The organism is Pseudomonas sp. UW4 (assembly GCF_000316175.1).
Classification (GTDB): Bacteria; Pseudomonadota; Gammaproteobacteria; order Pseudomonadales; family Pseudomonadaceae; genus Aquipseudomonas; species Aquipseudomonas laurylsulfatiphila.
On sequence record NC_019670.1, the window covers coordinates 782,244 to 795,396 of the forward strand.

The following is a 13,153-nucleotide window of genomic DNA, read 5'->3' on the forward strand; positions in this document are numbered from 1 at the left end:
TATGCAGCCACTTATCGTTTCTCAGCAGGTCACTCAGGGTGTCGCAGACTTTCTGCGCACCGCATTCCCGTCCACTACTACTGGTTTTGAGGGCTTGCTGGAGCGCTTTTTGGCTGAGCGCAGCAATATCTTCAAAGGGCCATATCTGACATTGCCACTGCCATTTCGCAAGCAGCTTAATGGCGGGTTACCAGCTTTTCCTTGGTTACCCGCCAGCTTTGTGCCCCATGCACATCAGGCCAAGGCTTTTGCGCGGCTGGCGGGATCAGAGGCTCAATCCACGTTGGTGGCAACGGGTACGGGGTCGGGTAAGACCGAGTGCTTTCTATATCCGATCCTTGAGCATTGTCGAGTGGCGCGTGCCGAGGGGCGGCGTGGCATCAAGGCGATCATCCTCTATCCCATGAATGCCTTGGCCAGCGACCAATCTGGGCGCGTGGCCAAGGAAATCGTTAAGGCCGCTGGCCTTAGTGGGATTCGTGCAGGCTTGTATGTGGGCGATGCACCGGCTGTAGAGTCGCAAACGGTCGCCGAATTGAGTGACGGCAGTTATTCGGTGATTACCGACCGCAATGCCCTGCGTGAAAATCCGCCGGATATTCTGCTGACCAACTACAAGATGTTGGACTTTCTTCTGCTGCGTGCAGCAGATGCCCCTTTGTGGGCGCATCAGCAGCCGGACACGCTGCGTTATTTGGTGGTGGATGAGCTGCATACCTTTGACGGTGCGCAGGGTACTGATCTGGCCTGTTTGATTCGCCGTCTCAAGGGACGTCTGAAGGCGCCGCCGGGCCAGTTGGTGTGCGTCGGTACTTCGGCAACGCTGGGCGACGATGGGGTTAGCGATTTGCTGGCCTTTGCCGGTGATGTGTTTGGTGAAGTGTTGGATGACAGTGCGGTTATCGCCGAGGACCGCGAGTCGGTTGGGGATTATCTCGCTGAAGCCCTGGTTGAGTTCACCCAAAGCCCGCAGCCCAGTGATCTGGATACCTTGGCCCCCGAGAACTTTGACGACCTGCATGCCTATCTGGCGGCCCAAGCACCCTTGTGGTTCGGTGAGCCTTGCTCGGTCACGCAGGCAGAGGATTTTGCTTGGCGCTGTGGCTTGGGTAAGGACCTGAAGAGCCACTTTGCTTTCCAGAATCTTTTGCGTGATTTGGAGCGTCTTGGGCCAAAGTCCGTGTTGCTGGATGACCTGTTGGTATTGCTCAAGCGCCGTTTGCCGAGCTGCGATGATGAGCGCTTTGCGCTGCTATGGTTGTCTAGCCTGCTCTCGTTGGTGGCGCATGCACGCCAGGATGCACATCAGAACTTTTTCTTGCAGGTGAAGGTGGAAATCTGGCTACGTGAGCTGCGCCGCATGGTGGCTGTGCTGGATGCTGAACCGCAGCTTCGGCATCACGATGACTTGCGTAAAGCCGATATGGACCGGCTGCATCTGCCGGTGATCCATTGTCGCGAGTGCCACGCCACCGGCTGGGGTTCTACGCAACAAAAGATCAGTCCCAATCAACTGACCCATGACCTGCAGGCGTTTTACAGCGCGTTCTTCGCCGAGGATGTGAGCACTCGTTTTATTTTTCCTTCCAGCGCGGGGGCGAACCCTGCAGTGTTCCAGCGCAAGCAGGTATGTCCTGCGTGCGGCACCTTGCATCAGGCATCGCAAACCGAATGCTCACACTGTGAGGATCAGCCTTTGCTGGCTGTAGATATTGCCAGCAACCTGCGTGAAGGTACGCGCAATGGCGCGAAGTACACCAAGTCGCACCATGATTGTCCTTTCTGTGCCGGTTATAAAACGCTGACGATTGTTGGTTCGCAAGCGGCCAGTCTGGCTGCGGTGATGGTGGGACAGTTGTTTGCAACGCGCTTCAATCCAGACAAGAAGCTGATTGCTTTCTCTGACTCGGTACAGGATGCGGCGCATCGTGCAGGGTTCCTTGCCGCACGAACTTGGCGAATGAACTTACGCCCGGCGTTGGCGCAGGTAATTGCTGATGCCTATGCAGCTGGGCGACCTGTGACATTGGAAAATTTGCCAACAGCATTCGCGCAACGTTGGCGCACGGCGCTAGGTGATGGTCATTACATTGCTAACTTCCTGCCACCGCAAATGCAGTGGCTACGTGATTACGAGACTCTGATGGAAGAGGGGGCGCTGCCTGAAAGCAGCAACCTACCTGGCGAGTTGGCGAGGGTGTTGCCTTGGGTGCTCAATGCAGAATTTGGCCAGGATGCTCATATTGGTCGTACTCTGGTAGCGACGGGAACTGCTTGCGTAGTGCCACTTGCAGGCAAGTTAGACGAAGCCGCTCAATGGCTGTTGCCACGTCTACGTGACACGCTTGAACCGTTAGCCGCCGCGCAGCTGGACGAAGTTGTTGTTTTACTGCGCGGGCTACTGGAAAACATGCAGCGCATCGGGGCTTGGCGTGATCAGGAGCTAGGGTTTTATGCGCGAATGGGTAGCAGTCCTTGGGGGTATAAGAAGAATCCAAGCCAGTTTAAGCTTCTAACCAGCCCTCGGCCTCCGAGGTTTTTGACACTGGCAGAGTTTGGTCGCTGCGTCAGTGTAACTAAGAGCCATGCCCGTTTGTTTAGCGACTGGGCGTTCAAGGCATTGCCTGCTTTGCATGAACTGGCGCTGGGCACGGATGCCTTGATTGCACCCCTTTATCGGCTTGCTCTTGAGGCATTGGAAAGCGTTGGCTTAGCAGGTTTTGAGGAGGCCACCGAGAAGCCGGATATACGTGTATGGGGGCTGGAGCCCTCTGCTTTCCACGTTATCTTGGGGGGCAAGGTGTGGCGGTGTGCCTGCTGCCACAGCACAACACTCTCTGGCCCAGAGGATGATTTTTCTGAGCAAGCGTGTCGCCGCGTCGATTGCCGGGGCGAGTTGCACGCACTAGATGTACCCGGTGACTTTTATCGCAAGCTCTATCTGAATGCGGACATTCGGCGGGTGGTAGCGCATGAGCATACCGGCTTGCTGCCGCGCGAAACGCGCGAGGCGGTAGAGCGCAACTTTAAATCCAACAGTGATCGCCCCGGGGGCATTAATGTGCTCTCCGCGACACCCACTCTTGAGATGGGTATCGATATTGGCGACTTGTCCAGCGTGCTGCAATGTTCGGTTCCTCCACAGCAGGCTAACTACATTCAGCGAGCCGGTCGGGCAGGGCGTAGCACGGGTAATGCGTTGCTGATGAGCATGGCGACCAGCAAGCCGCATGACCTGTATTTTTGGAATGACCCTAAAACCATGATTGCAGGTTCCGTGCAGGCACCTGGGGTTTTCCTTAACGCCTCGGCGGTACTTGAGCGTCAACTTACAGCGTTCACTCTAGATTGCTGGGTGCATGAGAACGGGCGGGCGGCGCAGATCCCTCCGGAAATTCGTGGGGTGTTCACTGCGATCAATAATCAGACCACGAGCAAATTTCCTTACCCTTGGTTGAGCTATGTGGAACAGCACCAGGCATCGCTACTTGAGCGGTTCCTGCGCTTGTTCAATCAAGGGGAGTTGTGCCCTTTGAGCGACGGTACGTGCCAATGGCTCGCAAATTTCATTCAGGGCAGCAGCGGTGATAGCAGTCCGTTGGCGTACAAGATCGTCAACCGTTTGCAGGGCATTGCTAGTGATGTTGAAAGCATCAAGCGCAAACGTGAAGCCGCAGTGAAGGAGATCGATAAGCTGCAGGCATTGACGGTGCGTGGTGAGGATCAGGATCTGGAGTTGGCGCGACTGCTTCAAGATCGAACTGCGCTTTCGCGTTTGATTGGCAGCATTGAGGGTAAGGCTACGCTCAATGTGCTGACTGATGAGGGCTTGCTACCCAACTATGCGTTCCCGGAGCAAGGTGTGCTGTTGCGCTCGATCATTGTGCGCGATTCAAAGCCTGGAACATCCGCTCCTGATCCTCTGACCTTCGAATATGAGCGTCCTGGATCAACGGCCATCACTGAGTTGGCACCGAACAACACCTTTTATGCCGAAGGTCGGCGGGTGGTGATCAACCAGATCGACGTATCGAAGATCAAGCCTGAGCATTGGCGTTTCTGTAGGCAGTGCTCCTATACCGAGCCGCTGTCGTCAGGTGATCAACACCCTAACTGCCCACGATGTGGCGATACGCTGTGGCGCGACAGTGGGCGCGTACACGAGATGCTGCGCTTGACCACGGTATTTGCCCGCACGCTGGATCGCGATAGCCGTATTGCTGACGATTCAGACGAGCGTCAGCGCGGCTTTTATGTGCGCCAGGCTTTGGTGGATAGCCCGCCTGATGCGGTGCGTCAGGCCTTTGTGATTGACGAGCAGACATTTCCTTTCGGCTTCGAGTTTCTCGATCGGGTGACTTTTCGCGAGGTGAACTTTGGCGAGCAGTCAGCGGAAGGCATGCCGATGGAGATCGGCGGGAAGGAACTCAGCCGCCCTGGTTTCAGCATCTGCCCCGAGTGCGGCACCTTGCAGCGCAAGCGCAAGGCCGAGGAGCTGTATCGCAACCATTCGTCCTGGTGCGCGAAGCGCAAGAACCCCGAGGCGAGCACGCAGCAATGTGTGTTCCTCTACCGCGAGTTCACTAGTGAGGGCATTCGTCTGTTTTTGCCCGAGGTGGGTTTTGCCGATACCAACGAGGCCTTGCTGAGCTTTGTGTCGGCTCTGGAGTTGGGGGTGGCGCGGCGTTTTAGGGGAGCAGTGGACCATCTACGTATTGCCCTAGATATGCGTATGGCTGCGGGCTCTGAGACGCCGCGATGCTATCTGGTGATCTACGATAGTGTTCCAGGAGGTACTGGCTATCTCAAAGAGCTGATGCGTGCTCCCGAGCCGTTGCTGGAGGTGTTCGAGAAAGCTCTAGAGGCCCTTAACAGCTGCACTTGCAACCAGAATGCGGACACCGATGGCTGTTATCGCTGCGTGTACCGCTATCACAACAGCCATGATCGTAAGTCTATCTCGCGACGTACAGCACAGAAGTTGTTGGGTGAGGTGATGCAGTACAAGGGTGCACTGAAGCCAGTTACCCATCTGGCCGACGCCCAGCCAGCTAACCAGTTACTGGACAGCATGCTGGAGAAGCGGTTTGTCGAAGCGCTGCGCCGTGAGCATGAAGGTGAGAAGTTCAAGCTGAGTGAGCTGTTGTTCAAGGGCAAGGCGGGCTATCAGATACAGGCTGGCTCGCGTCGCTGGCGGATGGAGTTGCAGGTCAATCTGGGAGCCAGCGAAGGTGTGTTGATTTCTTGCAAGCCTGACTTCGTGTTCTGGCCAGACGATGCCGCCGACGACCTGCCCGTGGCGGTCTTTGTTGATGGTTGGCAGTACCACAAAGACATCATTACTACCGATATGGCCAAACGTATGGCGGTGGCCAAGAGCGGAAAGTTCTCAGTCTGGACGCTGACCTGGGATGATGTCGAATGCGCTTTGCAAAACCAGGTATTACCTACGCCATCGCCTTGGGCAACTTTGCTTAATGATGATCCGCAGCAGGTAGTGCAGAAGCTGTGCGCGGCACAGGGCATCGCAACACTCTCCAATTTCAAATCGTTGCCGTCCTTTAGCCAGCTGCATCAGCGTTTAGCCCATGGGCAACACCAAGTGCTCGGCAAATTGGCCGTCTCCCTGGCTACGGGAATGTTGATGCCGCCGGGGGACACTACTGCGCTTCAAGTCCTGCGCGGAGGGGCTTTCTGGCAGCGTTTGGATGAGCTGGGTCTGCTACCTGACCTGCAAATGCATAGGTTGAGCCAGCGTCAGCTCGGTACAGCCTGGATGCTGGCCATTGCCATGCACCCGGAGCATCTGAAGCAAGTGATGAGGGGCAATGGCTCTGCAGACTCTGAACCTGTTCTGGTTGGCGAGTGGAAAGAAGATGGTCTGCCCGAAAGCGAGCTTCAGTTACGCTGGCAGCAACTTTGGCAGGCACTTAACTTATTGTTGCCGCTGAGTCAGATTTGGGTTGGCAACGCTGAAATGCCAGGGTTACCTGCGCTGCAGGATTGTTCTGCGCTCAAAGCAAAATCCGGCGGGCTGTCTGAGGCCTGGCAGGAAGCGCTGAGTCTAGCTGCACATGAAGTACAGTCTTGGGGCTTGGCTCTGGCTGGTCTCGACGTGACCGCTCCAGAGGTGGGCTATGAGTTGATGGATGAAAAAGGCCGCGTAATAGCAGAAGCTGAGTTGGCTTGGCCAGATGTTCGTACCGCGGTACTACTGCCAGATTCTGAAGCAGAGGCTGCGCTTTTTGCTGGCCAAGGTTGGCATTCTTTCACCGCTGACGGCAGTGAGTTGCCTGATGAGCTGAGAACCCTTTTGATGGAGACACTGGCATGACGCTGGCACTCAAGATTGCAATGTCCGATGACTTCTTGAAGTCGTTTTCAGCAGTTCCCCGCTCCCACCAGCAGGCAGTGCTGACCTTCGTTGCAAAGTTTCGTCAGAACCCAATGGCGACCGGTATCAATTATGAGCGCATTCATGATGCCGCCGATCCGAACATGCGTTCGGTTCGGATCAACGACAATATGCGGGGCATTGTACTCAAGCCGGATGTGGGCAACGTGTATTGCTTGCTGTGGGTCGATCAGCATGATGATGCCTATCACTGGGCGCGTCGCCACCGAGTCGCGATCCACCCGGATGTTGGCAGTATTCAGGTTTATGCAGTGCAGGAAGCTGCTGACACGACGTCATCTGACACACCGGCTGATGTACGAGTAGCAGGCCTGTTTGATGCACTCAAAGATCGTGAGATTCGTCGTCTGGGCGTACCTGACGACCGGCTGAAAGCGGTACGCGCCGTAACTAATGAAGGCGAGCTTGAGGCGTTGGAAGCACAATTGCCCGATGAGGCATACGAAGCGTTGTATCTGTTTGCTGCCGGCGAGCCTTTCGACAAAATCATCAATGATCAATCCGCGCCGGAGTCGGTCGACCCTGCAGACTTCGGGGCTGCGCTTGAGCGCGACAGCTCACGGCGTCATTTCGTGGTGCTGACTGATGACAGCGATCTGGAAGCTTTACTAGCCGCACCTCTAGAGCACTGGAGGGTATTCCTGCACCCAAGCCAGCGTAAGTTGGTGGAGCGCGATTGGAATGGTCCTGTGAAGGTGACCGGTGGCGCAGGTACTGGTAAAACCGTTGTGGCTATGCATCGTGCTGCAAGACTTGCCAGACAATACTCGGACTTACCTGGTCGTCCGGTGTTGTTTACCACGTTCACCAAAACACTTGCTGAAGACATCCGCCAACATTTGGCGTTGCTGTGCACACCGCAGGAGTTGGAGAAAATTCAGGTGGTAAACCTAGATCAGTGGGCTTCCAGTCTTCTGCGTCGTTTTGGTTACGCAAATAACCTGTTGTACAACGAAGGTGACCGTCGCCGTTTCTGGCAAGCAGCCATGTCGGCGATGCCAGCGTCGGTTGATCTCAGCTTACCGTTCATGCGTGCTGAATATGAGCGGGTTGTGCTTCCTCAAGCCTGCGAAACTGCTGAGGACTATATGCGTGCCAGTCGAGTAGGCCGAGGCGGTCAGCTTGGTCGTGCGATGCGTAAGTCTATCTGGCCAGTGTTTGCCGAATACCGGGCCCAACTGCAAGCTGCCAACTTGCGCGAGCCTGAAGAAGCCTTCCGTGAGGCCTCTCAGTTGTTAGTGAATGAGCAGCCCGCACTGGGTATTCGTTCTATGGTGGTGGACGAAGCTCAGGACATTAGCAACGCAGGTTTTGAGCTTATTCGTACTGCAGTAAAGGAAGCCGAAAACGACCTGTTTATTGTTGGTGACGCTCACCAGCGTATCTACCGACACAAAGTCGTGCTTAGCCGGGTGGGTATCGAAGTTCGCGGCCGCAGCCGTAACCTGAAGGTGAATTACCGAACCACCGACGAAATCCGTCAATGGGCCTGCGCTCAGCTCGAAGGATGTGCTGTCGATGACCTGGACGGGAATGCGGACTCTCTGCGCGGTTACCGTTCGCTTACCCATGGTGATGTGCCGGATATCATCGAGTCGTCTTCCGTTAATGAGGATATGCCGCATATACAAGCGATCCTTAAACAACTGCAGGACGATGGCATGGAGCCTCGACAGATTTGCATCACCGCCCGTACTAACGAGGATCTGGACAGCATTGCTCGAGCTCTGCAGCAAGCCAATATTGTTCACTTGAAACTGGATAACGCGACCTCGGACGATTCGGCACTATTGGGCGTCCGTCTAGCCACTATGCACCGCATCAAGGGGCTTGAATTTAGCGTAGTGATTGTTGCCGCCTACAGGGGAGCCACTACTTATGCAGGGCAATTTAGCCGTGATGAAGATGCCGGGGTAACCGAAGACACTGAAACCTCTGAAAGATGTCTGCTGCACGTTGCTGCTACTCGAGCAAAGAGAAATTTGTTTCTCCTGGTACGGCCTTCTGTTGGCTAAAACCTCAGACGTATACAGCTAAAAATTAGCCGTATACGTCGGTCAGTGGCGGACTCTTGGCAGCGCAAAGGCACGCGCTGTTTCTGCATGGGTGACGGACAAGAGTAAGGTAGGACACAAGTGAGCCTAGAACGCTGTCTGCTTATGACTACTCGAGCGACCGACGAGCAGTTCTCGTTCGTTTCCTAATCGCGCCCAGATCAATAGGGCGGTGAGCAGATAGTAATACCGCGTAGCGTTGGCATGGTCTTTCAGATACTGGGTGAGAAACCAGCGCACATGCTTGAGTTGCCAAGTCCAAGGATTATCACGTTGCCAGCGCTGTTGAATGGCCGCTTGCATGACTCGAGCTTGCCGTAGGTGACGCTGCTGTGTGACCTTCGAGCCAGTCAGTACGCCGCTCAGGAACAGCGCCATATTGAAGGGTTTGGTCACGCTCGACCTCCAATGTAGGCCGAAATGACATCGATCCGGTTATGTCCGAGCTCAAGGCTGATTTGTTGGCGCGCCTGTCGATCCAGGTCGGGGTCAATGCGATAGCAGTGGCCACCATTGACCGGTGCAGCGTGGCCGGTGAGTTGTTCGTAACGCTCGCAGGCGTAGGCTGCTCGCAGCTCATGAAAACCCTTCAGCTCTTGTTTATGCAGCGTTTCGCGGGTGGGGAGCACTGTCTGTTGCAGGAACGCGGCATAGCTTTCGTTTCGGGCCAACAAGTTGCGGCTGCCGGTCGGTGCAGCATGACGAGCAAACTGCAGCGCCGCCTTCACCGCTTCATTGGCTATGACCCATCGCGGTGCTGATGCCCCCGAGCGGCCACCTTTGGTGCCGTCCTGGATGTTGATACGGCCCAAGTGTTCGGCTTCGCGGTGCAGTCGCGGCAGGTCAGCCAGGATCGCTTCGCGCAGGCGCATACCGGTTGTTCGAGCCAACAGGACAATCGCGGCCACCCGTTCGTATTGCTGTTCGCCGAGCGCCTCGAGTACTCGCTGCATTTGTTGGTGGTCTAGGCCATCCGGCGCATAGGTGCGTACGCTCGAGCGCTGTTGACCCAACGCCTGACTCGGGCTGGCGATCCTCACGTCCTGATCACCGCGCAGCGCCGCGAGGGTGCGGTTGACGCTGCTCAGGCGGTTCTGCGCGGTAGCGATGCAGAGTTCACCTTGCTGGATCTGCTGGCGCATGTAAGCGGCGTAGTCTTGCAGCGTCTGTCGATCAATCTGGCGCGCATCGTTGTAACCGGGGCCATCCTCTGACCGACACCAACGCACGAACGCTTGCCAACGATCGCTATGCGCTTTGACCGTGGCGAAGTGGCCACCGGCAAACAGATCCTTGAGCGCTTGTGGGCCGGCATAGCTCAGCTGGCGGCCATAGCCAAAGTTGCGACCATCACGCCGACCGACCAATGCCATCATCATCACCGTTTTCGTTTGTTTGCAGAAAGAGCAGCAGGGCTTTCCAATGGGGGCTGAACCTATCCACCTGCTGCCAGTGTGTCGGGCGGATCAGGAGGGCGTTCCCCTGGTGTTCCAGCAGTGCCCCTTCCTCACGCAGTTGCTCGATCAGCCGGGCGAGGTTGGCAGGGTCTAGGGGGGGGTGGCGACTGTGGCGACGCCGGCGACAACCCGCGTCATTCCTGGGCTAGCGCGTGGCGACAAGGTGGTGACAGAGGCGGCGACACGCCGTGTTTCTGATTGCGATTGATGTTGCGCCTGATAGCAGCGCACCGCGTCATTGAGGCGAAACATGGCGGACCTCGAAAGTTTTGGCATCGCGACTGTTCAGCCAGTTATGCGTGATCAGTTCGACGAGCAGTGTGGCGGTGTGATGGCTACTCTTGCGGGCAAAGCGAGGGCCGTTGCGATTGAGATCGCGGATGGTGAATTGGGTCCAGCCTTTTTGCGTCAGCCAGCGCAGCAGTCGATCCGCTTCCTCACGTAAGGTGTTGATTGGCTCTTGTTCTGTCAGGCGTTGGATCTCCGCCAGGTAGTAATCCATCAGTGTTGAGGCGCGTTGAATATGGGCCTCACTCACTACATTCGCATCTTCAATAACCGCGAGCACACCGGCGATGCGCAGCACATTGGCCGCCGCTTTTCCTGCGACGGATTGGACGCCCGCCAGCTCACCGAACTCGCCAGACTGGCATTCGATGGTGTCGTGAATATCAATCCAGGTAGTGCGAGCGCTGGGCGTCAGCTCCAGGGTGGCGGGATTGAGTGAGCCATCCTGGTGCAGCGACCAGGGCTTTTGCAGCAGGGCGGTGATCCGCGTTTGGTAGCGCTGGACCTTGGCATCTCGCGTCAAGTCGACTGCCTTGTACAAACGCCGACCGACCAGTCGTTCGGGCCAGCTGATTAGGCAGCGACCCAAGATGCCTTGGCCATTGATCGCCGGGTCTTTGAGTAGCTGGTTGGCCAAGTAAGGCTGTAGCATCAAATGCAGGCTGAGGCGGCGATCATAGGCACGCAGGCTTTCCCCGGCCATGGAGCGCGCCCGGTCGATCGGGCTGCCATCCCACAGTGTCGACAAGGTGGTGATCGCCTTGAGCAAGTTCTCTTTGCTCATGGTGCTGCCGCCCAAGAATTGGCCACCTTCATCATTGAACAAGCCCATGCTGGGCAAGCCATGGCACAGGCTTTTGATCAGGGCCTCAATGGTCGGCTCGGCAATAATCAGCCTCGGCGGTACCGGCTCGGACAGCTCACCGCCTTTCGGCTCAGCGCGATCCGTTGAGGTTTTGGGTTTGGCCATGATGCTGCTGGCTACGCGATAAGCTTTGAGCTTTTCCGCATACAGGGTCCACTGCTGTCGTTCCCAGTCGCGCGCCGCTTTCAGGGCCAGATGATCCACTGCGCTTTTGCGATCACCCGAGGACGCCACCGTCAGCAGGTAAAGGGACAGCGGATAAGTTCGGCCGTCGAGTTGGACGTTGGCATGACCCTGGCTCACCAGAGCAGCGCTGGCCAGCACCGATTGTGCAGCCATAGCGCAGGGCACGCCGATCACCTCGGCCAGTCGTTCGACCGCAGGGCCCAGCAGTTCCCCGAGTGCTTCGACCGGGTAGGTCAGTGGCGCCTGCTGGCAATCCAGCAGGGGTTGTGGTGGTTCGAACGCTTCGCACAGTTGCATCGCCATTCTCCTGAGATGATCGGCTTCGTCCTCACTCATTCCGCCACGGTTGTTGAGTGTTATCAGGGATCAAGGCCCCTGCGACCTGTGAGGTTTGTCCACTCACGCGGGACTGACGGCTCCTTACGGCCGGGAGCATGGGCATCTCATGATCTGGCTTCCTGAACACCGATACCGGTGGGCGGGTGGAGGCTGCACTGGCTGACGAGACCAGTGCCGCGAGATCCTGAGTCGGGTAAAGCAGCGATGTGATGACCGGGGCATGCCTGACTGTCAGTCAGGTGCAGTCCATTCCTTGGTCTGCGGCACCATCATCTGCAGCGCTGTTGCTGGTGACAGCGGCGTTTGTCACGCCGATTGTCACGAGGGGGAAAGCCGCAAAGGCCCGTGCGAGCAGGGCTGCAGCAGTGTGAGATGCGCCCGTCTCTTTTCTGGAGAAAGAGACGGGCGAAGGGTTGGCGCAAAAAATTGGCCGGGCAGGCTCGTTGCTGCAGGGCTTGAGGGTTAGCGGGTTGCCGCACTAGGCGGATCGTTAAGTAGGCGTCCATCACTCTGGCGAATGACTGTGCGAGCCTCCGGGCGCGAATCGCACTTAGGGATGAACCACCGTGATAGCGGCATGACCTTGAAGGTTCTGGCCATCTTAGGTGCTGCCGATGGCAGCGCTTTGAAGCTTTGTTTTATCGGTCGCAGGGGTATGGGTCAATCGGGGAAGAGCGTCTGGAAATTTGCCAGGCACATGGTCTGGCCTGCTTTGGAGATCGGTGGCAGTCATTAGCAAAGTGGCCGTTTGTCGCTTTTATAGTGCTAGCCCCTGAGCATGGGGATGCGAAGCCTCCCCATGCTCAGGGACTTAGCCGGAGAGGCTAAGAGCAGGGAGGCGTTGGCGACTGTCGCCATCTACTCCGACGGGAATGATGTAGACGCCACGCGGTCTGTCGCCAGTGTCGCCGTTGTCGCCACCCTAACGGATCGGCATGCATTGGGTTGTGAAGCTCGGGAGTCGTCATCAAGGGCGAGATGGCTGGGAAATGGCAATTCACGATTGGGTTCAATATTCGTCGGGACAGTCTTCTGCTCAAATAGTTCCATTTCAACGGTCGTCGACCTTTACGCACGAAAATCTGGTGGTTATTGTGATCGCAGTCACACACTAGCGGCCTATATGAACTCGTGACCGAATGCGCGTTCCCAGCCGTTTTTCAGCTTCTCGCTGCCCCTGAACGCTCGTATGGGCTGGCTCGGCCGCGCCCCCTAGGAATTCAGCATGGACAAGAAGTCGCTCTCGGTACGAGACATCTTCAGCAAATTTACCTCACCGGCTATCACCAATAGGAGATGGGGCCTGCGCAAGCCGGTGCGAGAGAAAATCGGCTTGATCAAGGGCGGTATCGTCGTGCGCGGTAAGTCGCATCTGAATTTTTTGTGGGAGGCGGCGTTGAGCAATTCAACATCTCCCTTGCTAAATAACACCTTGTTGTCGCCAAGGTTGATCAACTAACGCCACTCTGCAACTAACCCTGCGCCCGCCTCAACCAAACATCGTCAGAAGCGTGAGCCTCTGACCAATGTGTTGGTTGAAAAGGCTGCT

At 56.7% G+C, this 13,153-nt stretch carries 6 protein-coding genes and 1 pseudogene; 3 read left to right on the top strand and 4 right to left on the bottom strand.

Annotated features, from left to right (window positions below):
* The first annotated feature begins 1 nt into the window (after position 1).
* Together PPUTUW4_RS03380 and PPUTUW4_RS03385 are read left to right on the top strand one after the other, a co-directional pair.
* Entirely contained in the window at positions 2-6,334 is a 6,333-nt protein-coding gene (locus PPUTUW4_RS03380) for a DEAD/DEAH box helicase (protein WP_015093409.1), read from the top strand.
* Complete coding sequence (locus PPUTUW4_RS03385) at positions 6,331-8,430, top strand: UvrD-helicase domain-containing protein (protein ID WP_015093410.1); 2,100 nt, start codon at positions 6,331-6,333, stop codon at positions 8,428-8,430. The genes PPUTUW4_RS03380 and PPUTUW4_RS03385 overlap by 4 nt, the downstream gene beginning before the upstream one ends.
* Positions 8,431-8,556: 126 nt before the next feature.
* On the opposite strand, the gene PPUTUW4_RS03390 is transcribed toward PPUTUW4_RS03385, so the two are convergent.
* The 4 genes and pseudogenes from PPUTUW4_RS03390 to PPUTUW4_RS03400 all read right to left on the bottom strand — a co-directional run bounded on the left by PPUTUW4_RS03390 (position 8,557) and on the right by PPUTUW4_RS03400 (position 11,562).
* Positions 8,557-8,865: a hypothetical protein gene (locus PPUTUW4_RS03390; protein ID WP_015093411.1), complete on the bottom strand. Its 309-nt coding sequence runs from the start codon at positions 8,863-8,865 to the stop codon at positions 8,557-8,559.
* Positions 8,862-9,842: an integrase domain-containing protein gene (locus PPUTUW4_RS03395; protein ID WP_015093412.1), complete on the bottom strand. Its 981-nt coding sequence runs from the start codon at positions 9,840-9,842 to the stop codon at positions 8,862-8,864. Before PPUTUW4_RS03395 ends, PPUTUW4_RS03390 begins: the two co-directional genes overlap by 4 nt.
* Positions 9,820-10,178, bottom strand: a pseudogene (locus PPUTUW4_RS30580) (hypothetical protein). Before PPUTUW4_RS30580 ends, PPUTUW4_RS03395 begins: the two are co-directional and overlap by 23 nt.
* Positions 10,162-11,562 (bottom strand): YfjI family protein, encoded by a 1,401-nt coding sequence (locus PPUTUW4_RS03400; RefSeq protein ID WP_015093413.1) that lies wholly within the window; start codon positions 11,560-11,562, stop codon positions 10,162-10,164. Before PPUTUW4_RS03400 ends, PPUTUW4_RS30580 begins: the two are co-directional and overlap by 17 nt.
* Positions 11,563-12,829: 1,267 nt before the next feature.
* Between PPUTUW4_RS03400 and PPUTUW4_RS03405 the strand changes: the two genes are divergently transcribed.
* Positions 12,830-13,063, top strand: a complete 234-nt coding sequence (locus PPUTUW4_RS03405; RefSeq protein WP_041474773.1) for a hypothetical protein — start codon at positions 12,830-12,832, stop codon at positions 13,061-13,063.
* Positions 13,064-13,153: the final 90 nt, after the last annotated feature.